The organism is Oribacterium asaccharolyticum ACB7 (assembly GCF_000238075.1).
GTDB lineage: Bacteria > Bacillota > Clostridia > Lachnospirales > Lachnospiraceae > Oribacterium > Oribacterium asaccharolyticum.
This window is the reverse complement of the sequence record NZ_JH414504.1, coordinates 918,823-940,830: the sequence shown is the minus strand read 5'-3', so window position 1 is coordinate 940,830 and position 22,008 is coordinate 918,823. Positions and strand designations below refer to the sequence as shown.

Here is a 22,008-nt window from a genome sequence, read left to right as displayed (position 1 = left end):
ATAAAGAGTAAACCAGGGCTTTCGGGGATTGATTCTCGGAAGCCCTTCCTTTAGTATACAGAGAGAATGATACGATAAGGAGAGAAAATGGCATTTACACATTTGCATGTACATAGCAGCTACAGTTTGTTGGACGGCTCGGGGAAGATTCCGGAAATGATTGCCAGAGTGAAGGAGCTCGGAATGGATTCCTGTGCCTTGACGGATCATGGTGTAATGTACGGCGTGATTGATTTCTATAAAGAGGCGAAGAAGCAGGGGATTCATCCGATTCTGGGCTCGGAAATCTATTTAACCGAGAATATGGAAGAGAAGAGTCTGCAAAAGGGCGAGGCGAGATATTATCATCTTGTTCTTCTTGCGGAAAATGAAACGGGCTTTCATAATCTGATGAAGCTTGTATCACTGGGATTTACCGAAGGATACTACTATAAGCCGAGGGTGGATTATGTCGTTTTGGAAAAATACCATGAAGGCATCATTGCACTTTCCGCATGTCTTGCGGGAGAAGTTTCCCGTGCCCTTCGGCAAAGCGATTACGAAAAGGCGAAAAAGGCGGCTCTTCGCTATCGGGATATCTTCGGAGAAAAGAATTTTTTTCTGGAAATGCAAGACCACGGCTATCCGGAACAAAAGCTTGTAAACCAAGGGATGCTGAGACTGCATGAAGAGACGGGGATTCCGCTGGTTGTGACAAACGATATCCACTATACCTACCCGGAGGATGCCAAGTCTCATGATATTTTGCTCTGCCTGCAGACCGGAAAGAAACTGCTTGATGAAGACAGAATGCGCTATCCCGGAGGACAGTTTTATATTAAAAGTGAAGAAGAAATGCGAAGTCTTTTTCCCTTTGCAGAGGAGGCTTTGGAGAATACGGCGCGCATCGCGGCGCGTTGTCAAGTGGAGATAAAGTTCGGTGAATATCACTTACCGAAATATGAGGTTTCTCAGGGCTATACTTCCGAAAGCTATTTGGAGGAGCTTTGCCAAAAAGGCCTGGAAAGGCGCTATGGAGCAGTAGGGGAAGAAGTGCAGGAAAGACTGAACTATGAGCTTTCCGTCATAAAAAGCATGGGATTTGTAGACTACTTTCTAGTGGTTTGGGACTATATTAACTTTGCTAAAACAAACGGCATCGCGGTAGGACCGGGGAGGGGTTCCGCTGCAGGTTCCATCGTGGCCTATGCAATCGGCATTACCGATGTGGATCCGATTGCCCATCAGCTTCTTTTTGAGCGCTTTTTGAATCCGGAAAGAGTGACCATGCCCGATATCGATGTGGACTTTGAGTACGAAAGACGACAGGAAGTGATTGACTATGTCGGAAGAAAGTACGGAAAAGACCAAGTGAGTCAGATTATCACCTTTGGAACCTTGGCTGCTCGTGGAGTTATCCGAGACGTAGGACGTGTTCTCGATATTCCCTATGCGAAGTGTGACCGGCTTGCGAAGCTTGTGCCAACGGAACTCAACATGACTTTAGAGAAAGCTCTTTCCATGAGTAAGGAACTGAAGGAACTCTATGATACGGAGGAAGAAACGCGAACCATGATTGACTTCTGCCTTCGCCTGGAGGGGCTTCCCAGACACAGTTCCATGCATGCGGCAGGCGTGGTCATTGCCGGCAGTCCGGTTTCGGACTATGTTCCTTTGGCCCGTGCACAGGACGGATCGGTAACCACGCAGTTCACGATGACCACCATCGAAGAACTGGGACTTTTAAAGATGGACTTTCTGGGACTGAGAACTCTTACGGTGATACAGGATGCTATTCGTTTTATCGAACAGAATCACGGTATTCGTCTTGATCTGGATAAACTGAATTATGAGGACAAAGAGGTTTATGCAATGCTTTCCAGAGGAGACTGTGCAGGCGTTTTCCAGTTGGAATCTACCGGTATGGTGAATTTTATGAAACGTCTGCAGCCTACGAATCTGGATGACATTATTGCCGGAGTGGCACTTTATCGTCCCGGTCCCATGGACTTTATTCCGGACTATATTGCGGGGAAGAAAAATCTGGAGAAGGTAGAATATGATTGTAAAGAAATGGAGCCAATCCTGAAAAACACCTATGGTGTTATCGTGTATCAGGAGCAGGTTATGCAGATTGTTCGGGACCTCGCCGGCTTCAGTATGGGGGCTGCGGATTTGCTTCGACGTGCCATGAGTAAGAAGAAGCTTTCCGTTATGGAAGAAGAACGAAAACACTTTGTTTACGGAAATCCTGAGGAGGGTATTTTCGGATGTCTTTCCAAGGGAATCTCCGAGGCTGTGGCGAATCGCATCTATGATAAGATGATTGATTTTGCAAAATATGCCTTTAACAAGTCTCATGCGGTAAGCTATGCACTCCTTTCCTATCAGACAGCTTATCTGAAGCGCTACTATGCTCCGGAGTTTTACGCCGCAACCATGAGTTCTTATATGGACAACTCTGTTAAAACTGCGGAATACATTGAAGTGGCCAGGGAAGAAGGGATTCCGATTCTTCCTCCGGATATCAACGAAGCGGAGGTGGGATTTTCCGTCAAGGGCGGAGCGATTCGCTATGGACTTTCCGCTGTGAAAGGAGTAGGAAGAACTGCGGCGGAAACCATTCTTGAGGAGAGAAAAAAAGGTCGATTTAAAGATTTTGAGGATTTTGTGCTCCGAATGAGTCAGAAAAGACTCAATCGTCGGGCAATGGAATTCTTTATTCATGCCGGCTCCCTGGACAGCATGGAAGGCAACAGAAGAGAAAAGCTGGTAATGCTTTCTGAAGTTTTGGAGAATGTGCAAAAAGGAAAGCAAGACAGTATTCCGGGGCAAATGAGCCTCCTGGATCTTTTGGGAGAGGATGCAGGAGAAAAAAGTGAATTCTCCTTGCATTTTCCGGATCTTTCCGAATTTCCAAAGGCAGAGTTGCTTCGTAATGAAAAGGATGCCTTAGGAGTATACCTTTCCGGGCACCCGCTGGATAGTGACAAAGCGCTGCTGAAAGAAGTATGTACGAGAAAAGCCAGAGACTTCTCGGAAGAGGCGCAGGAGTTGCAAAAGGAAGACGGCATAAAGGATGACGAACTTTGCGTTATCGGCGGAATGCTTGCAGGTATCAATAAGCGTATTACTAAGAAAAATGATATGATGGCCTTTCTTACTGTGGAAGACAATACCGGGACCGTTGAAGCGGTAGCATTTCCCCGTATCTTTGAACAGGCAAAGGAATTTCTGGAGGAGGACAGAAAGATTTTCGTAAAAGGCAGGATTCAGAAAAAAGATGAGGGAGAGGCGAAGCTCATTGCCGAAAAGATTATAGCCTTTGAAAATTTGCCGAAAGAAATCTGGATACAATTTGCGGATAAGGAAGAGTATGAGAGGCAAGAACAAAGCTTGCACCGCGTTATAGATGAAAACAGGGGAGAATGTGAGCTTGTTCTTTTTCTGAAAAAGGAGAAGGCGATTAAAAGACTTCCGAAGAACCGGGGAATAGCTTCCGGAGAAAAAACAAAGGAAGCTCTTATCGAGTTATTCGGCAAGGAAAATACAAAAGAAAAAGTAAAATCCTTGAAATTCCTATAAGAATACAGTAATATACTTTTCCTGTTTAGAAGTATATTTTTGGTTTATGGATAGGCCCTAAGTAGAGTTTGAAAATAAAAGAATTGGAGGCTTTTATGGCAAAAACGGCAGTAAAAACGATTGGAATCTTAACTTCCGGAGGTGATGCACCGGGAATGAATGCAGCAATCCGCAGTGTGGTAAGGAGTGCAATTCATCACGGCTTAAAAGTGAAGGGAATCATGCGAGGATACGCAGGCCTTTTGGAAGAAGAAATTGTGGATATGGACAGCCATTCCGTATCGGATATTATCAGTCGCGGAGGCACCATTCTCTATACTGCCCGTTGTAAAGAGTTCACTACTGCCGAAGGACAGAAGAAGGGTGCGGAAATCTGTAAAAAGCACGGCATTGACGGTATGGTGATTATTGGAGGAGACGGTTCCTTTATGGGGGCCGGAAAGCTTTCCGCACTTGGGATTAATACTATCGGCGTGCCCGGAACAATTGACTTGGATATCGCCTGCACAGACTATACTATCGGCTTTGATACTTCCATTAATACCGCCATGCAGGCGATTGATAAGATTCGGGATACTTCCACTTCTCATGAACGTTGCTCCATTATTGAAGTAATGGGCAGACGCGCCGGATATATCGCGCTTTGGTGCGGTGTGGCAAACGGAGCCGAGGAGATTCTTCTGCCGGAGAGGTATGACGGAGATGAGCAGGCTATCATTAACCGTATCATTGAAAGTAGAAAAAGAGGAAAGAAGCACTATATCATTGTTAATGCGGAAGGAATCGGTCATTCTTCCTCCATGGCCAGTCGAATTGAAGCGGCAACCGGAATCGAAACCCGAGCAACCATTCTTGGGCATATGCAAAGAGGCGGTTCACCAACCTGTAAGGACCGTTACTATGCTTCCATTATGGGAGCAAAGGCTGTGGAACTCCTTGTGGAAGGAAAGTCGAATCGCTTAGTGGCATACAAAAACGGAGCATTTGTGGATTATGACATTCAGGAAGCATTGCAGATGAAGAAGGATATTTCGTCGGAACAGTATGCCATTGCACAGCTCCTTGTACGGTAAGCGGGAGATAAAGAGGATAGTTTGGAACTGAATCAGAATCTTGACAAGATTATACAAAGTCATGGGATAGAGCACTTTGATGCAGCATCTTTTTCCGAAGAAAAAAGGAAGGGAGCACGACTTTTTCATCCTGTACAAATCGGTACGGTGCAACTGCCGGGAAATATTCTTATGGCGCCGATGGCAGGAGTAACGGATCTGCCTTACCGGATTCTTTGCAAAGAAATGGGAGTCAGCCTGACTTGTACGGAAATGGTCTCTGCCAAGGCCATCCTATATGGGAATAAAAATACGGATTCCCTTCTGGAAAAGGGGGAAGAGCCGGGGAAGCGGGCAGTGCAACTTTTCGGTTCGGATCCCGAGATAATGGCTGAAATGGCGAAACGAGTAGAGGAGGATTTTGACATCATTGATGTCAACATGGGTTGTCCCGTACCCAAGGTGGTAAGAAACGGAGAAGGTTCCGCACTTATGGAAAACCTTCCTCTTGCCGAAAAGGTCTTACGTTCCATGGTAAAAGCGGTATCTGTTCCGATTACGGTGAAATGTCGTTTAGGCTTTACGGATGACCATATCAACGTGCTTGATTTTGTAAAAAGTGCGGAAAATGCGGGAGTTTCCGCCATTGTGGTACATGGTAGGACGAGAGAACAGTATTATCGGGGAAAGGCCGACTGGGAATGGATTCGAAGAGCAAAGGAAGCCGTACATATTCCTCTTTTTGGAAATGGAGACATTTTCACGGAAGAAGATGCCATGGCGATGCTCCTTTCCACGGGGGTAGACGGTATTTCTTTGGGAAGAGGAGTGCAGGGAAATCCATTCTTGATTAGAAGGATTCGGTCTCTTTTGGAAAATGGAGTGAAAGAAGCTGCGCTTTCAACGAAAGAACGAAAAGATATGATGTTTCGACACCTGCAGCTGATGGAAAAAATCAAGGGTGAGCATTTGGCTTTGCTCGAAATGAGAAAGCACCTTTCCTGGTATATGGAAGGAATGCCCGATGCGGCGAGGTGGAGAAATAGGGTCAATCAGGAACAGAATCTGAGAGAGGTTTACAAGATGGTTGAGGCACTGTAGGCATGAAAAATGCCGAGAATAAAGAAATGGATTGACTTATTCGGTTTCGATTGTTAAAATATCTTCTCGTGTTATTGACGGCTTCCGGTAGACCGGAAGCCGTATTATTAGCGAGATTTAACTTTGTATTAAACGGACTTCGGTTCGTTAAAAATATAGATAAATGAAGAAAGGGCGGAATTGTAACGTGGCAGAAGGAAAAAAGAATCTCCTTACCAGAGCCGGCTTAAATAAGTTGGAGAAGGAATTACATGATTTAAAAGTAAATAGAAGGCAAGAAATAGCCGAGAAAATCAAAGAGGCCAGAGAACAGGGAGATTTATCGGAGAATGCGGAGTACGATGCGGCAAAAGATGAGCAAAGAGAAATTGAAGAGCGTATCGTAACCATTGAAACACTTCTGAAAAATGCGGAAGTAGTGGATGATGCGGAAGAGGGAACCATTAACATTGGCTGTAAGGTAACGCTTTATGACAAGGAATTTGAGGAGGAAGTAGTGTACCACATCGTGGGCTCTACGGAGGCAAATTCTCTTCAGGGGAAGATTTCCAACGAATCTCCCGTAGGGATGGCTCTGCTTCATCATAAGGCAGGAGATGATATTTCCGTGGAAACACAGGCCGGGCCTATAGAATATAAGGTGCTGAAGGTGGAGCGTTCCAACGAGGAATAAGTGCATCAGTCGATGAAAAGGAAATTTCCATATAGCAGGGAACTTTCCGAAAAAACAGAATAACGCTATGGATAGTGTGAATAAGAAAGGGAGAGCCATGGGAGAAAAAGAACAAATGCAAGACATGAACCATATTTTGAAGGCAAGATATGATAAGTTGAAGGAGTTGCAGGACGCTCAGGCGGATCCGTTTGTTATTACCAAAGCAAAGCAGACACACCATTCCATGGAGATTAAAGAGAACTTCGCTGCTTTGGAAAACCAGCAGGTAGTGATTGCCGGACGTGTTATGGCGAAGCGTGTGATGGGAAAAGCCGGCTTCCTTCATGTACAGGATCGAGATGGAAAGATTCAGGTTTATGTGAGTCGGGAAAGTCTCGGAGAAGAGGAATACAAGGCCTATAAAAAACTGGATATCGGAGATATCGTGGAAGTTTCCGGTTATGTTTTTAAGACGCAGACAGGAGAAATCTCGATTCACGGGGAGAAGATTGTCCTACTCTCCAAGTCTCTCTACCCGCTTCCGGAAAAGTTCCACGGTTTGCAGGATACGGATACCCGTTATCGCCAGCGCTATGTGGACCTCATTATGAATGAAGACAGCCGCGATGTTTTTATGAAGCGTTCTCAGATTCTTCGGGAAATCCGGAACTTCCTTGCCGGAAGAGATTTCCTGGAGGTAGAGACACCGATGCTGGTGGAAAATGCGGGCGGAGCTGCAGCCCGTCCCTTTGAAACCCATTACAATGCTTTAAATGAGGACGTAAAGCTTCGTATTTCCCTTGAGCTTTACTTGAAGCGTCTGATTATCGGCGGTATGGAGCGCGTTTACGAAATCGGAAGAGTATTCCGGAACGAGGGAATCGATACCCGTCATAACCCGGAGTTTACACTGATGGAGCTCTATCAGGCATATACCGACTACAACGGGATGATGGAACTTACCGAGTCCATGTTCCGGTATCTTGCAGAGAAGGTTTGCGGGACTCTCCATATCAGCTATCAGGGAACCCCCATTGACCTGGAGAGTCCGTTCAGAAGACTTACCATGACTGATGCCATTAAGGAATATGCGGGCATTGATTTTGACAAGATTCAGACCTTGGAAGAGGCGAGAGCCCTCGCAAAAGAAAAGGAAATCGCTTACGAAGAACACCACGGTATCGGCGATATCGAGAATCTCTTCTTTGAAGAGTTCTGCGAGGAGAAGCTCATTCAGCCGACCTTTATCATGGATCACCCCTTATCCATTTCTCCGCTTACAAAGAAGAAGCCGAGCGACCCGACAAAGGTAGAGCGTTTCGAGCTCTTTATCTACGGAAGAGAAATGGCAAATGCTTATTCCGAGCTGAATGATCCGATTGATCAGAGAGAGCGTTTCAAGGCACAGGATGCTTTGGCTGATGCGGGAGATGAGGAAGCGAACCACACCGATGAGGACTTCCTTCACGCTATGGAAATCGGTATGCCGCCAACGGGCGGAATCGGCTACGGCATCGACCGTCTGGTCATGCTTCTTACCGATGCGGCCTCTATCCGTGATGTACTCCTCTTCCCCACTATGAAACCTCTTGAGAAGAAAGAGGGTGAAGGAAAGAAGAACGTTGAAGACGAATCCGGAAGCATCGGAAATGCGAACAACGGTTTCTTTACACCGAACAACAAGATTGATTTTAGCAATGTAAAGATTGAGCCGCTTTTCGAAGAACAGGTTGACTTTGAGACTTTCAGTAAATCCGATTTCCGTGCCGTAAAGGTCAAGGACTGCGTTGCCGTTCCGAAGAGTAAGAAGCTCTTACAGTTTACTTTGGACGACGGAACCGGTACGGACAGAACCATTCTCTCCGGAATTCATGCTTACTATGAGCCGGAAGAGCTGATTGGAAAGACACTGATTGCCATCACCAACCTTCCTCCAAGAGCTATGATGGGCGTAGAGTCCTGCGGTATGCTACTTTCCGCAATCAACAATAAGAAGGACAGTGACGAGGAAGAGTTGCACCTTCTGATGGTGGATAACCATATCCCGGCAGGAGCGAAGTTGTATTAGTATTTTGTTTATTGTTAAAATATTTTGAAGACGAAGAGATTATGTTTTACAGCGGATGAAGTGAACTTCATCCGCTATTTTATATAAAAAAGAATGGATGATTTCTTGTTTCAGCAAATAAAAATATCATTTAAGCGATATATGGAGTATTATGATTTAGAGTAATACTAAAATTAACCGTTTAAGATACGAAGAGGTATAAATATGTTTGTAATTTTATGGTTCAATTTCATGATGGTTTTGCTCTACTTGATTATAGGGATTATATTTATGGGATTCCTAGTGAGGTATTTCAAAAATGATAATGCATGATTGGAATAACGAAAAAAAAGATGTGATTCTTCTGATCCATCCGATGCTTTCGTCAGCAAACGGCATGAAGACATTTATCGCTGACATCATTGGAGAGGAATACCGTTATCTCGCACCGGATCTCTCCGCGCATGGCGATGCAGATAAGGATAGCTATAAAAGTGCTGCTGACGAGGCAAAGCAGATCCATGAGTATTTGGCTGAGAAAAATATTACGGAGCTCTCACTCGGATATGGGGCTTCACTGGGCGGGGTGGTTCTTCTACAGCTACTCAAATATAATGATATTGCATTCAACCATCTGTTTTTTGAGGGAAGCAGTTTCTACACTAACGCAAAGATGATGGAGTGGATTCTCCGCACGGTGTTTCTGCATAAACATAAGAAGGCTGTCGCAGACCCGGAACTTAGTGTGAAGAAGATGTCCTCCATGTTTGGAGAAGAGGCCGCCCCGCTTCTGGCAAAACATTTTATTGCAATGAATGAGGAAAGCATCCGAAACATCGTTCACGACTGTGCATTCGTGGAACTGCCGTCGCTTTCCGATGATGTTCAGCGGAAATGCATCTTTGCGTACGGAGATAAGGATTTTGATTATAAGAAAGCAAAGAAGATGATTCCCAAGACTTATCCGCTCGCCCAAATAAAGGTATGGGAAGGCTACGACCATTGCCGGATGATGACGAAAGATAAGAACAATTATTGCCGGGAACTTGAGAAATGTATTCATGAATAATAAGCAACAAAACGCCTGACTATCACCTCGATAATCAGGCGTTAATCTTTTCCCGCGAAGAACCTTCCCGGGAGCCACCGGAACATCCACAGGAGCCTCCGTTTAATATTCCGTTTAGAGTTAGAAGGTATAAATCGATAGGCTCTTGACTTGTGTATATATTGAGATATATGTTTAGTGCATATTACAAGGAAGGTGATCTAAATGATGACTGCAAAGGTTTTTAAAAATGGAAGAAGTCAGGCAATTAGACTTCCTAAGGAGTGTCGATTTTCATTAGATGAGGTAGTAGTGAATAAGATAGGGGATATTGTTATTTTGCTTCCAAAACAGAATAAGTGGGATTCGTTTATGAGAGCAATAGATATGTTTTCGGATGATTTCATGGCGGATGGTAGAGCAAGAGATATAGTGCAGGAGCATGAAGCGATATGATGTAAATGCTTGATATAAACATCTCTATTTATGGATACCAAAGAGGTAATCAATATGTTTGTATTTTTATGTATCGATTCCATGATGGTTTTGCTCTATTTGATTATAGGTATTCTATTTATTAGATCGAACGGCAGAGCAATTCGATATTTAACCGGACATGATCTTGACGAAAATAGATCAAATAAAAGCAAAGAACTATGCATCATTTGTGGTAAGCAAATTATGAAATGGAGCCTATGTTTCATTATAGGGTTTGCGATAGATTTGCTTTGGGTTGGAGCTGGTCTTATATTAGCGGCTATTCTGAATACTGTTCTAATAATTAGATTAATGGTATTAAGAGATCATTTTGAAAAAGATAAATAATCTGTTTATCAAAAAAATCTACCGGCTTAGGCTGGTAGATTTTTCTTATCTGGTTTTATTCTTCCTACAACTATCCGGTAATATGAGGTATAAATGGTTAAAAGTCTGTCATAAATAATAATATAAATATTATTGAAAATATGACAAAAGAAGAGTATATTATTTCTAGGTGATTTTGTAGCAGGAGGGGAAAATGGAACAGAAGGAACTTCATCTTCGATTAAAGAAACTTAGAAAAGATTGCAAATTAACCCAAGAACAGATGGCAAAATACCTTGGTGTGGATCAAACATTAATAACAAAACTTGAAAATGGAACAAGAGCTATGAGTGTTACCATGATGGATCAATTATGCAGTCTTTTTGGCTGTACGGAAGCATATCTTTTGGGGCAGAGCGATGCCTATATTCCGCTTAATTTTGCTTTTAGAGCAAATAGCATTCAGGGAGAAGATTTGCAAAGCATAGCAGCCGTAAACAAAATTGCAATGAATATTCGATATATGAATGAGAAACTTAAAGAGGAATAGGATGAAGACAGCACAAGAATTAAATTCACTTGCATTGGAAACAAGGCGTATTTTAGGGGAAGACAGTTATTCTCCCATCGACATTTTTGCTGTTGTCAATGGATGGAAAGAAAAGAAGATTACCATAGTAAAGTATCCTCTTTCACAGAGAATCAGCGGAATGTGTACCAAGGTGGATGAAGATATTATTATCTGTATTAATTCAACAACGTCTTATGGAAGACAACGCTTTACTTTAGCCCATGAACTATACCATATACTCTATGAGACTATAGATGGAAGAGTTGTTTGTGATATGCATATGGGAGATGATAAAACAGATTCTGAAAAAGAAGCGGATATGTTTGCCGGATATTTGCTTATGCCATACGATACCTTGTTTCAGTATGCAAAAAAGTTTGATGGATGGACTTTAAATAAAATTATAGATTTAGAGCAACTATACATGATTAGTCATATGGCTCTTTTATTTCGTCTTGAAAAGGATGGATTTGTATCGGCGAATTCCATGTCTCCATTCAAAGATATCAAAATTTCCCGTGAAGCTGCAAAACTAGGATATGGTAAAGAACTCTATCTTCCTTCACTAGAAGGAAAACAGTATTTTACTACAGGGGAATATGTGAGAAAGGTGGAAAAACTCTCGGAGATGGGGTTAATCTCCGAGGGCAAAAAGGAAGAATTATTACTGGATGGATTCAGAGCGGATATTGTTTTTAACTTGGATGAAGAGGAAGGATATCCTAATGACTGATGAGTTATTTTTCGATACAGATTGTCTTTCTGCTTTTTTATGGATAAACAATACCAATATTTTACAAACATTATACAGCGGGAGAATAGTCTTGCCTGAACCGGTATATCAAGAGTTATCTAATCCATCGATTCCGCATATAAAGCAAAGAGCGGATAAACTGATTAGTACAAATGTTGCAAGTGTACAGCAGATTGTTACTGGAACTTGAGGGAAATACAATTTGGCAGAATATGTTAAATAAAAATAGAAGACTTCCGGAAACAAGTTTTTCAGAGTATCTAAGAAAAAATCATCTTAGTAAAAAGTGATGGCTTCAAAGACAAGAAAGATTTTATAGGATGAGGAGACATAAGTTCAGGTACACCTGTATTGCAATGGAAGGGGCGGTGATCTAGTTCAGGAGCGTGACGAGCTATGAGGAAAGTGGAGTTCGGAAAAAATTTTATAAAATTGTTTATTATTTTCCTGGCGACTTTATGCACGGGGAATATTTTTTATGATTTCGTGTTGTGTATTCTTCACAAAGTATTCTTACTGAATTTTTTAGCCTTTTTAGGCTATGATTTTCAGATGGAACTTGAAAACTTAACAGAAAACAGATAAAATTGTGATTGTAAAAGCCTAAATAGGCATGAATTTTCAATGAAATGGAGCAGTTTTATGGAAATTAAGCGTGATAGCTACCTTAAGCAGTTGATTTCCTATCGTTTTGACGGATTAGTGAAAGTAATTACCGGAATCAGAAGATGCGGTAAATCCTATCTTCTTAAAAATATATACCGAGATTATTTAATTGAGAATGGTGTAAAAGAAGAACAGATTATTACGATTGAGCTTGACCTTGCGAAAGATATTCAATATCGCAATCCGCTTATTCTTTCATCCTTTGTAAGAGAGAAAGTGGAAAAGAGCAAAGAGGAGTATTATCTTTTTGTTGATGAAATTCAAATGTCCGATGAGGTAGCTAATCCATATAATTCGGATGGTAAGAAAATTACTTTTTACGATGCTCTTAACGATTTGAGAGCTTTATCGAATTTAGATGTTTATGTGACAGGAAGCAATTCAAAAATGCTTTCCAGTGACATTCTTACTGAATTTAGAGGACGAAGTGATGAAATAAGAGTACACCCGCTTAGCTTTGCGGAATATTATTCTTTTGTTGGTGGAGATAAAAACGAAGCGTTTGATGAATATGCATTTTATGGCGGAATGCCACTTATCCTGTCAAGACCTAATGATATGGCCAAGATGAATTATCTGAAATCCCTTTTCTCAGAAGTGTATATTAAAGACATTGTTGAACGCAAGAGAATTGAAAGACAAGATGTACTGGAACAGATATTGGATTTGCTTTGTTCTTCGGTTGGTTCATTAACAAATCCGACTAAAATTGCCAATACTTTGAAGTCAAAGCAAGGGGGGAGTATATCTGCTAATACAATTAGGGCATATATCGGACATTTGGAAGATGCGTTCCTTTTTTCAGAAAGTCAGCGATATGACGTAAAAGGAAAATCCTATTTTGACTCGCCAAATAAATATTACTGTGAGGATATTGGACTTAGAAATGCAAGAATAGGATTCCGTCAGCAGGAAATGACACATATCATGGAGAATATCATATATAATGAGTTGCATATCCGGCAGTTTTCTGTCGATGTTGGTGTTGTTTATGCAAGGACACTAAGCGAAAAGGGGAATTCCATTCGTACTCCAAGGGAAATTGATTTTGTCGTAAATACAGGAGGAAAACGAATCTATATCCAGTCGGCGTATGCGATGCCTACGGATGAAAAAGCGGAAGCAGAACTTAGACCATTTTCGCTTACGGGAGATTCCTTCCCTAAAATTGTGGTAAGGAAAGATATTGGGAAACGCTGGTATGATGATCACGGTATTTTGAATATCAATGTAATTGATTTTCTTTTAGATAAGGAATTGATTTAAAAAGTATATTGTGCATGCGTAATAAATGATTCGCTCATGAAATGTGAATTATGAATTGAAAAACGCTCATGTTTTGTGAATAATAAGAAAAAGTTTTACGAAGAAATTATGCTTTACAGCGGATGAAGTTTACTTCATCCGCTATTTTTTATCCGGAAAATTATAGATATGCAGTTTTATCCCGCGGGATATTTTGAGCGCCAAGAAAATATAAGACACAAGAAAATATAAAGCTCCAAGAACAACAGTTGACATATGAACTAAGTAGTATTATAAATACAACTGATAATTGAATTATCGATAATGTAATTATCAATATAAGTTCATCCGCTTTGCGGCAAATATGAAGGAGAGAGTTTATGTCAAACCGCGATACCAGTATTGATCCGAGACTTTTGGAAAGTGCTCGTAAAGAGTTCATGGAAAAGGGATTTATAAAAGCCGAACTGAAAACAATCTGTGAGAATGCAAAGATTACAACAGGAGCGGTTTATAAACGATACAAAGGGAAGGAAGAACTGTTTAGTGCCGTTGTCGAAGAAGCGGTAGCAACTTTAGACCGTTTTGTTTCGGAACGAACGGACGTGGACTTTTCCTCTATGAGCGATGAAGAAGTAAGAAATACATGGATTATGAATGAGAAATACATCTTAGATGTGTTTCGAATCCTATGGGATATTCGAGAAGAATTTGTATTACTTTTAGAAAAATCCGCCGGAACAGTGCATGAAAACTTCGGGCATGATTTTGCTTATCGCATGACACATGCCTATAAGCAATATTATGAAGAGGCAAAAAAGAGAAATATTGCGAAAGCTAAGATTTCGGATCAGGAAATGCACGTTCTCTGTACGGTATTCTGGACCTCTATTTATGAGCCTTTCATTCATAAGATGTCTTGGAAAGAAATCGAAGAGCATTGCAAAGTGCTATGCAGATTCCTGGATTGGAAAAAGGCAGTAGGAATCATGGATTAGTATAGTTTGACCGTCGAAAGACGGCTTAAAACGAGGTACTGCACGCTTTGCGAGTGATACTCATTATGAATAAACACTATTAGTTAGTATTAACTAACTTAAAAGGAGGAGGCAATGTTTAAAAAAGTAGCTCCCTATATGGGAGAATACAAGAAATACACGATCCGAGCAGTCATCATGATGTGCATCGGGATTGTAGCAAAAACGATGCCCTATTTTTTCCTGTATCAGATAATTTCCCCTTTAACAAAAGGGCAATCAATCAGTTTGGGATATCTGATGCTGAGGGTACTCGGGGTACTTTTATCAGAGATGATTTATTCATTTGCCTATGTGAAAGGACTGATTTTTTCCCATATCAGTGCATACAATACCCTGAAAAATTTAAGAATATCTCTACAGGGGAAACTGGAAAAACAGTCTCTCGGAAATATAGAAAGCCTTGGTACCGGTCGTATAAAAAAGGTATTTACGGAAGATATTGATATGATTGAGCTTTTACTTGCTCATGCCATTCCGGAAGGAATTGCCAATATTTCGATTCCGTTTGCCATCCTCGTTCTGATGTTTGTAGTGGATTACCGCTTAGCTTTGCTTTCCCTTGTTCCCATCCTCGTAGGAATCTTTGCCATGGGTATGATGATGAAGCAGGGCAACTCGAAAATGGATGCCTACTATGAATCCGCTGCCGTGATGAATAACACGATTATTGAATATGTAAATGGAATGGAAGTGGTGAAGGTATTCAATAAGGACGGCGATTCCTATAAAAGATTCGGAGAAGTCGTAAAAAACTACAGAGATTTTACCCTTTTATGGTACAGAGCTTGTTGGCCATGGATGGCGATGTATTCCAGTGTTTTGCCGTGTCTCGCTCTTCTCATCCTTCCGGTAGGCGCATTTTGGGTTATCAGCGGAAGTCTAGCTTTAGATAAACTGATTTTAGTGCTTTGTATGTCTTTCGCGGTCGGGCCGTCTTTTATGAAGGCGATGCATTTTGCAGGAAATTTTCCGCAGCTGAACTATAAAATCACAGAGCTGGAAAATCTTATGGATAGACCGCCTCTTAAAGAGGGGAGTGCAAAGTTTAGTGGGGTGAATAGAGATGTTCGGTTTGAAAATGTTCGATTCGCATATGGAGAGAAAGAGGTTCTGCATGGGGTAAGTCTGGAACTTACACAGGGAACAACAACCGCACTTGTTGGAGAATCGGGAAGCGGAAAATCCACACTGGCGAAGCTTTTAGTGCATTATTATGACTTAAATGACGGAAAAATCCGGATCGGTGGACAGGATATCACAGATTTGTCTCTGGAAGCACTGAATAATGAGGTCTCTTATGTTGCGCAGGAGCAATTTTTATTTAATACAAGTCTTTATGAAAATATTCTTATCGGAAAGCCCGAGGCGAAAAGAGAAGAGGTACTGAAAGCGGCAAGTAGAGCGCAGTGTGATGAGTTTCTGAAGAGACTTCCTGACGGAATAGAGACCATGGCGGGAGACGGCGGAAAGCAACTGTCGGGAGGAGAACGCCAGAGAATTTCCTTGGCACGTGCGATTTTGAAGGATGCGCCGATTGTGGTTTTGGACGAGGCTACCGCCTTTATGGATCCGGAAAATGAAGAAAAATTAAATGCTGCTCTAGATGAAATCACAAAGAATAAAACGGTGCTTGTGATTGCGCACAGACTTTCCACGGTGAAAAATGCGGATAAGATTTGCGTGATAAAAGAAGGAAAGTGTATCGCAGCCGATAAGCATGAGAAGCTCCTGGAAGAATGTCCGGAGTATAAGAAATTCTGGGATGCCTCTGTAAGTGCGAGCACATGGAAGATTAAGGGAGGAGAAAAAGCATGCTAAAGATACTGCATAGAATCGTTTGTATGACAGGAAAATACAGTTCCCGAATCAGAGCTTCGTATATTACTTCTTTCATCAAGGGAATTATGATGAAGGCACCGTTAATCTTTAGTTTTATGGCGATCAGTCTCTTTATGAAGGGGCAAATGCAGGAAAAGATATGTCTTTATCTTGGAATCGGTCTTGTTCTTTGCATAGCAGTGGAAGCGGTTTTTGAGCACATCACGAATGTTCTTCAATCTGCAACAGGATATGAAGTGTTTGCGGATATGCGAATGAGACTGGGAGATCATCTCCGGAAACTTCCGATGGGATACTTTACAGAAGGAAATATGGGTAAAATCAGCACAGTTCTATGTACAGACATGGTGTTTATTGAAGAGTGCTGTATGACTGTTTTATCGGAGCTGGTAACTTTTATGATTTCCCAGGGCCTTATGACGCTCATGATGTTTGCCATGGATATACGATTAGGAATAGCTGCTCTGACAGTGATTATCGCCTTTGTCATCGTTGGAAATTGTATGATGAAAACGACCCTTGCCCATTCCAGGACGAAGCAGGAGGGAAGTGAATCGCTTACGGAAGAGGTTTTGGATTTTGCCGAAGGAATAGGGATTATCAAGTCCTTTAATATGTTAGGAGAAAAATCCAAAAGTCTTTCCGCCGAGTTTGATAAAAGCTGTAAAGAAAGTATTGATTTTGAGAAAAGTTATGGGCCCTGGGCGAGAGCCTTATACCTTACCTACGGAATCGGTACCTCCTTTATGCTTGCTGTAGCCGGCCTGTTATATGCGAAGGGAGAAATGGCGCCGAACTATATGGTGGGAATGGTGTTGTTCTTATTTGATCTGTTTATTTCTATAGAGAGCTATTATGGGCAAATTACCAGACTTACGGTAACAGCGGCATCTTTAGACAGAATAGAAGAGGTTTTTCAAGCGGAAGAACTGAAAGATGTCGGTGATCAGGAGTTTTCTGAAAGTACAAAGGAGACAGAGAAGGATTCCGCTGATAGGGCAATGTCTGAAAGTGCAAAGGAAACACGGAAGGATTCCGATGATACTGTATTCTTGGAAAATACGGAGGAAGCACAAAAGGATTCGCTTGTAGAGTACAGAGATGTAAGTTTTGGCTATACAGGAAAGAATGTGCTGAACCATATCTCCTTTAGCATGAAAAAGGGGGAAATGACGGCTCTTGTAGGACCGTCAGGCAGTGGAAAATCTACCATTGCCTCTCTTCTTGCCAGATTTTGGGACATCAAGGAGGGGACGATTAAGCTTAACGGCAAAGACATCAAAAATATTTCCTTGGGTAGCCTGATGGATCAAATCAGCATGGTGTTCCAGAGGGTTTATCTTTTTAAGGACACAATCTATAACAATATCGCAATGGGCCGGCCCGATGCTACAAGGGAAGAAGTAATAGAAGCGGCAAAGAAAGCAAGATGCTATGATCTTATCCGCTCGCTTCCGGAAGGCTTTGATACGGTAATCGGGGAAGGCGGCGCCTCCCTTTCCGGCGGAGAAAAACAAAGAATTTCCATTGCCAGATGTATCCTGAAGGATTCGCCCATCGTTATTTTAGATGAAGCAACAGCAAGTGTGGACGCGGATAATGAGCGGGCTATACAGGAGGCGATTTCGGAACTCTGCAAGAATAAGACCCTTCTAGTCATTGCGCATAGATTAAAGACCATAAAGGATGCGGACCATATTCTTGTTGTATCGGACGGAAAGATTATAGAGCGCGGAAATCACGATAAACTTATGGAAGAAGACGGCATTTACGCACGGATGATCTCCGTGCAGGCGTCTTAAAAAGGAAAATGAGAAGAAGAGAACAGTTTCAAGAGGACTCCCGGAAGGGGAGTTCTTTTTTTTCATTTTTTTTAAAAATGATACTGATATCACGCTTTGTGAGTTTCTATATGAAAAAAATGCAGATTGGAACAATAAAATCATCCTATGTCAATAATTCTAATAATCTTCCGACTTAGCAAACAATATTCTTCCGATTTGTGGATATCGAATGGGGATTTGCGTAGAAAACACACTCTTACGAATGGGGATTTGCGTAGAAAACACATTCTTACGAATGGGGATTTGCGTAGAAAATACACTTTCACGAATGGGGATTTGCGCTGAATTTAGCTTTCTTTAAGTGAGGATTTGCGTTATACTTCCTTTGGAAAGGTGGTCTTCAGTATGAAAAAATCTGTATTTACAAGAAAAATATATAGAGAAATTCTTGAATGGAAAGAGAATCGCAGCGATAAATATGCGTTGCTGGTCAAGGGAGCACGAAGAGTCGGTAAATCTACAATAGTAGAAGAATTTGCGAAAAAAGAGTTCAAATCCTATATCATGATAGATTTTGCTCATGTAAGTAAGGACATAAAAGATTTATTTGAGGATACTTATGATTTGGATTTTTTCTTTTTACAGTTGCAGCAATTAAGCGGTACCAAATTATATGAGAAAGAGTCAGTTATCATTTTTGATGAAGTCCAGTTGCTCCCTAAAGCGAGACAGGCCATCAAGTATTTTGTTGCAGATGGTAGATATAAATATATCGAGACAGGTTCGTTACTCTCGATTAAGAAGAATACAAAGGATATTTTGATTCCGAGTGAAGAACATAAAATCTCTATGTATCCTATGGATTTTGAAGAATTTTTATGGGCAATCGGAGATGAGGTTTCCATCGAAACAATCAAGGTACTTTTGGAAAAAAAGAGGCCTGCGGGGAATGCAATTCATAGAAATCTTATGAGAATATTCAGATTATATATGTTGATTGGGGGGATGCCTCAGGCTGTAGAAACATATCTGGAGAAGAATAATTTGCAAGAAGTAGATGAGATTAAAAGGGAAATAGTGGATCTTTATGAAGAAGATTTTACAAAGATTGATGCTTCAGGCCTTGCCGGTGATATATATGATGCGATTCCTGCAAATCTAAGCAGTAATGCATCACGATATATTTTATCAAATGCGAGAGAAGGAACACGGTCGGAGCGAGTACTTGACCTCTTGCCGGATATTTTAAGTTCTTACACGGTTAATATAGCATATCATGCCAATAATCCCGCGGTCGGCATGGCATTGGAAAAGGATGTGGGAAGATACAAGTTATTTACTTCCGATGTTGGATTGTTTGTGACCCTTGCATTCAGAGATAAGAATTATGTCGAGAATATCATTTACAATAAGTTGCTTTCCGATAAAATGGAAGCCAATTTAGGGTATGTATATGAAAATGCTGTTGCGCAGATACTTGTTGCCAAGGGAAACAATCTGTTCTATTACACAATGGGTAATAATTCGTCCAATCATTTATATGAAATTGACTTTCTAATTTCGACAGGAAACAAGATATGTCCTATAGAGGTGAAGTCGGGAAATTATCGATGCCATAAATCATTGGATCAATTTTGTGATAAGTTTAGAAGCCGTATAGGGAATAAATATCTTGTTCATACTAAGGATTATAAGTGGGAGAACGGAATCAACTATATTCCGGTATATATGCTTCCATTTTTATAAGATGTACATTGGAAAGAATCCCCCTTTGGCATGAGAGGAGCACGTATGAGAGAATTTAAAAGCATATCCGGCCTGTATGACGGTAATTTAGCCTTATCCATAGCGCCTGCCCTCACCCCCAAAGGGATAGAGGAAAATCCATTGTTTTTTCAGGGAGAAATCGTGAATCCTGCGATTATCGCGGGAGGGCTTTTGGTTCTTGCAGATATTGTGAGTACAAGATATTTTCAGTATGTGCCTGTGGCGCAGAAGGATCCCGTACTTTCTGCCCAGGGGGATAGGCTTAGAGCGGAGTGCTTTTCGGCTTGTAACGGTGTTTATGCAAGGCTGGATATATTTCAAACTGCCTTGGATGGAGAAATTCTTTACGGCACTACCAATGTGGATATAGGCGTCAAGCTAAGACAAGCCCTTTGTAAAGTGAGGCAGGGAGATAAATTAAAGTTTCTTATCGGTGATGAGGGCTGGAAGAGCGTGCACTGTAAGGAGCTTTCGGACGGAACCTTGCTTACGGACATCCTGATAGAGCGACCCGTGCAAATGCCGGATCGCTGGATTCGAGCTCTGGGAAATTGCGCCGTGCTTCATCAAAAAATGAAATACAAATTCCAGCTGGAAGGAATGCAGGCAAAAGCCTTTATTGCAGGGCTCCCGCCTGTTACCGGAAAGGAACAATCCGGATGGCTTTGCCCCACAAAAACCGGTGTAATTTTAAAGCTTCGGGAAGAAAAGGACAGTGTATATATCAGCGGCCTTCATAGGCTTAGCGGTTTGAAGCGCATCATGAGCCATGTGAACAGGATTAACTTTTATGCTCCCGAAGGGACTGCTCCCGGGCAAATGATGATAGAGGTCTGCATGAGCGGGGCAAGCATTACCCTGAGCCTTACGGCGAAGAGCTATGAAGGCTATTCCGGGGAAGGGGCTTTACTGGAGGCACTTTCTAACTTAGAGACTTTGGAATGTGCCGACAGAATCGATAACGAATTGAATTTTGAGCCGAAAATTAAATTTGAAAATATCTCTGCATCCCTAGGCATGGAGAAGAAAAATGTGCATGACGCCATGGAACTGCTAGCCGTTTCAGGAAAGCTGGGCTTTGATGTCCATGAAAATGCATTTTTCCATAGAGAGCTTCCGGATGACCCGGATAGAGTCTTAAAGGACAATCCGAGACTTGTGGCGGCAAAAAAGCTCATGGAGGACACCGTCTTTGTGGAAGATTCCCTTTGGTATGTGAAGTCGGGAGAGACAAACTACAGAGTGATTTACCCGGAAGAATCTGGAGTGGAAGATGCAAAATGCACTTGTACATGGTATTTAAAGCATCGAAACAGCAGGGGCCCCTGCAAGCACATTTTGGCAGTGAAATTAAGACAGGGACTGTAATTTTCAGCAGGCAAGCAAATAGTCTAAGGACTATAACTTAGCAAGTAATATAATATAAAGACTGTAAGCCGATAGGGTGACAAGTGGATATCATTCGGCTGGAAAAGTAAATAAAGGAGTTTACGATGGCAAGCAAACTGGAAAGCGCTGTTGCAATCTACCGTTCTTTAGGGTATGAGGAAAGCGCTTATGAAAATATCTTAAGCCTTGGAATAGGAACTAAGGAAGAGCAAGGGATTGCAAGGGAGGGGCTAAAATCCGGAGAATGGGTACAGGTCAAACAATTATCCGAGAACAGCTACGGCTTTGCTCCAGTTATAGATGTTGATCTTAAGAAGCTTGCTGTTTTTACCGTTCGAATCGGTGTGGAGGCTAAGAGGGCGGCAAATGTGATAGGTCGGGGAGATGAAATTACTCTTCAGGCAATTATGGCCAGGGGAGAGAACTTTGCAGTGAATTTTATTTCCGCTGCCGAAAGCGGTAACAGGAGGGCATGGGAGCATTCCCTGTCCGTCCTTGGTATGCTCTGCCTGAAACTTCTGCACAGGATGAATCTCCCTATTCCGGAATCCGTGGAGTATATGAAAGACTGGGCAGCAGCCTCTTCGGTGATATTGCTGGGGGCAAAAAAAGGACTATCTCTTCGATGATAGCTTTACGCTGGAGAAGGAAGAAATTCTGAGAAGATTTGTAGAGCATATCG

18 protein-coding genes are annotated in these 22,008 nt (G+C 41.8%); all 18 read left to right on the top strand.

Translation table 11 applies throughout. The features are described 5' to 3' along the window. Nucleotides 1–87 precede the first annotated feature (87 nt). The 18 genes from HMPREF9624_RS04210 to HMPREF9624_RS11950 all read left to right on the top strand — a co-directional run bounded on the left by HMPREF9624_RS04210 (nt 88) and on the right by HMPREF9624_RS11950 (nt 21,955). The gene (locus HMPREF9624_RS04210; RefSeq protein WP_009536673.1) at nt 88–3,564 is read left to right on the top strand and encodes a DNA polymerase III subunit alpha; all 3,477 of its coding nucleotides are present in this window, start codon (nt 88–90) and stop codon (nt 3,562–3,564) included. A 95-nt stretch (nt 3,565–3,659) separates the two neighbouring features. After that, complete coding sequence (gene pfkA, locus HMPREF9624_RS04205) at nt 3,660–4,637, top strand: 6-phosphofructokinase (protein WP_009429738.1); 978 nt, start codon at nt 3,660–3,662, stop codon at nt 4,635–4,637. Between the two features lie 21 nt (nt 4,638–4,658). Continuing rightward, nucleotides 4,659–5,717 (top strand): tRNA dihydrouridine synthase DusB, encoded by a 1,059-nt coding sequence (gene dusB, locus HMPREF9624_RS04200; RefSeq protein ID WP_009536672.1) that lies wholly within the window; start codon nt 4,659–4,661, stop codon nt 5,715–5,717. A 187-nt stretch (nt 5,718–5,904) separates the two neighbouring features. Beyond that, complete coding sequence (gene greA / locus HMPREF9624_RS04195; RefSeq protein WP_009536671.1) at nt 5,905–6,390, top strand: transcription elongation factor GreA; 486 nt, start codon at nt 5,905–5,907, stop codon at nt 6,388–6,390. Nucleotides 6,391–6,487: 97 nt separating this feature from the next. Beyond that, nucleotides 6,488–8,440: a lysine--tRNA ligase gene (lysS, locus tag HMPREF9624_RS04190; RefSeq protein WP_009536670.1), complete on the top strand. Its 1,953-nt coding sequence runs from the start codon at nt 6,488–6,490 to the stop codon at nt 8,438–8,440. 298 nt (nt 8,441–8,738) lie between these two features. Further along, nucleotides 8,739–9,488: an alpha/beta fold hydrolase gene (locus HMPREF9624_RS04185; RefSeq protein ID WP_009536669.1), complete on the top strand. Its 750-nt coding sequence runs from the start codon at nt 8,739–8,741 to the stop codon at nt 9,486–9,488. A gap of 204 nt (nt 9,489–9,692) precedes the next feature. Next, the gene (vapB, locus tag HMPREF9624_RS04180; protein ID WP_009536668.1) at nt 9,693–9,923 is read left to right on the top strand and encodes a type II toxin-antitoxin system antitoxin VapB; all 231 of its coding nucleotides are present in this window, start codon (nt 9,693–9,695) and stop codon (nt 9,921–9,923) included. 54 nt (nt 9,924–9,977) lie between these two features. Then, nucleotides 9,978–10,292 (top strand): hypothetical protein, encoded by a 315-nt coding sequence (locus HMPREF9624_RS04175; protein WP_009536667.1) that lies wholly within the window; start codon nt 9,978–9,980, stop codon nt 10,290–10,292. A gap of 193 nt (nt 10,293–10,485) precedes the next feature. Next, a complete protein-coding gene (locus HMPREF9624_RS04170) occupies nt 10,486–10,821 on the top strand; it encodes a helix-turn-helix domain-containing protein (protein ID WP_009429953.1) in 336 nt (111 codons plus the stop codon). After that, complete coding sequence (locus HMPREF9624_RS04165; RefSeq protein WP_242822618.1) at nt 10,799–11,575, top strand: ImmA/IrrE family metallo-endopeptidase; 777 nt, start codon at nt 10,799–10,801, stop codon at nt 11,573–11,575. The genes HMPREF9624_RS04170 and HMPREF9624_RS04165 overlap by 23 nt, the downstream gene beginning before the upstream one ends. Then, entirely contained in the window at nt 11,568–11,786 is a 219-nt protein-coding gene (locus HMPREF9624_RS04160; protein ID WP_009536665.1) for a hypothetical protein, read from the top strand. The genes HMPREF9624_RS04165 and HMPREF9624_RS04160 overlap by 8 nt, the downstream gene beginning before the upstream one ends. A gap of 452 nt (nt 11,787–12,238) precedes the next feature. Further along, the gene (locus HMPREF9624_RS04150) at nt 12,239–13,528 is read left to right on the top strand and encodes an ATP-binding protein (RefSeq protein WP_009536663.1); all 1,290 of its coding nucleotides are present in this window, start codon (nt 12,239–12,241) and stop codon (nt 13,526–13,528) included. A gap of 359 nt (nt 13,529–13,887) precedes the next feature. Then, a complete protein-coding gene (locus HMPREF9624_RS04145) occupies nt 13,888–14,505 on the top strand; it encodes a TetR/AcrR family transcriptional regulator (RefSeq protein WP_009536662.1) in 618 nt (205 codons plus the stop codon). Between the two features lie 114 nt (nt 14,506–14,619). Further along, nucleotides 14,620–16,365 (top strand): ABC transporter ATP-binding protein, encoded by a 1,746-nt coding sequence (locus HMPREF9624_RS04140; RefSeq protein ID WP_009536661.1) that lies wholly within the window; start codon nt 14,620–14,622, stop codon nt 16,363–16,365. Continuing rightward, nucleotides 16,359–18,188, top strand: coding sequence for an ABC transporter ATP-binding protein (locus tag HMPREF9624_RS04135; RefSeq protein ID WP_009536660.1), 1,830 nt, complete (start codon nt 16,359–16,361; stop codon nt 18,186–18,188). The genes HMPREF9624_RS04140 and HMPREF9624_RS04135 overlap by 7 nt, the downstream gene beginning before the upstream one ends. Before the next feature lie 387 nt (nt 18,189–18,575). Beyond that, nucleotides 18,576–19,916: an ATP-binding protein gene (locus HMPREF9624_RS04130; protein WP_009536659.1), complete on the top strand. Its 1,341-nt coding sequence runs from the start codon at nt 18,576–18,578 to the stop codon at nt 19,914–19,916. Between the two features lie 45 nt (nt 19,917–19,961). Beyond that, nucleotides 19,962–21,305 (top strand): SWIM zinc finger family protein, encoded by a 1,344-nt coding sequence (locus HMPREF9624_RS04125; protein ID WP_009536658.1) that lies wholly within the window; start codon nt 19,962–19,964, stop codon nt 21,303–21,305. A gap of 125 nt (nt 21,306–21,430) precedes the next feature. Then, nucleotides 21,431–21,955, top strand: a complete 525-nt coding sequence (locus tag HMPREF9624_RS11950; RefSeq protein ID WP_009536657.1) for a hypothetical protein — start codon at nt 21,431–21,433, stop codon at nt 21,953–21,955. Nucleotides 21,956–22,008 lie beyond the last annotated feature (53 nt).

What these genes read in the sequence shown, in the direction of transcription:
- HMPREF9624_RS04210 (WP_009536673.1), top strand. Translation starts at nt 88, where the DNA reads ATGGCATTTACACATTTGCATGTACATAGCAGCTACAGTTTGTTGGAC.
- pfkA (WP_009429738.1), top strand. Translation starts at nt 3,660, where the DNA reads ATGGCAAAAACGGCAGTAAAAACGATTGGAATCTTAACTTCCGGAGGT.
- lysS (WP_009536670.1), top strand. Translation starts at nt 6,488, where the DNA reads ATGGGAGAAAAAGAACAAATGCAAGACATGAACCATATTTTGAAGGCA.
- HMPREF9624_RS04185 (WP_009536669.1), top strand. Translation starts at nt 8,739, where the DNA reads ATGATAATGCATGATTGGAATAACGAAAAAAAAGATGTGATTCTTCTG.
- vapB (WP_009536668.1), top strand. Translation starts at nt 9,693, where the DNA reads ATGATGACTGCAAAGGTTTTTAAAAATGGAAGAAGTCAGGCAATTAGA.
- HMPREF9624_RS04175 (WP_009536667.1), top strand. Translation starts at nt 9,978, where the DNA reads ATGTTTGTATTTTTATGTATCGATTCCATGATGGTTTTGCTCTATTTG.
- HMPREF9624_RS04170 (WP_009429953.1), top strand. Translation starts at nt 10,486, where the DNA reads ATGGAACAGAAGGAACTTCATCTTCGATTAAAGAAACTTAGAAAAGAT.
- HMPREF9624_RS04165 (WP_242822618.1), top strand. Translation starts at nt 10,799, where the DNA reads ATGAGAAACTTAAAGAGGAATAGGATGAAGACAGCACAAGAATTAAAT.
- HMPREF9624_RS04160 (WP_009536665.1), top strand. Translation starts at nt 11,568, where the DNA reads ATGACTGATGAGTTATTTTTCGATACAGATTGTCTTTCTGCTTTTTTA.
- HMPREF9624_RS04150 (WP_009536663.1), top strand. Translation starts at nt 12,239, where the DNA reads ATGGAAATTAAGCGTGATAGCTACCTTAAGCAGTTGATTTCCTATCGT.
- HMPREF9624_RS04145 (WP_009536662.1), top strand. Translation starts at nt 13,888, where the DNA reads ATGTCAAACCGCGATACCAGTATTGATCCGAGACTTTTGGAAAGTGCT.
- HMPREF9624_RS04140 (WP_009536661.1), top strand. Translation starts at nt 14,620, where the DNA reads ATGTTTAAAAAAGTAGCTCCCTATATGGGAGAATACAAGAAATACACG.
- HMPREF9624_RS04135 (WP_009536660.1), top strand. Translation starts at nt 16,359, where the DNA reads ATGCTAAAGATACTGCATAGAATCGTTTGTATGACAGGAAAATACAGT.
- HMPREF9624_RS04130 (WP_009536659.1), top strand. Translation starts at nt 18,576, where the DNA reads ATGAAAAAATCTGTATTTACAAGAAAAATATATAGAGAAATTCTTGAA.
- HMPREF9624_RS04125 (WP_009536658.1), top strand. Translation starts at nt 19,962, where the DNA reads ATGAGAGAATTTAAAAGCATATCCGGCCTGTATGACGGTAATTTAGCC.
- HMPREF9624_RS11950 (WP_009536657.1), top strand. Translation starts at nt 21,431, where the DNA reads ATGGCAAGCAAACTGGAAAGCGCTGTTGCAATCTACCGTTCTTTAGGG.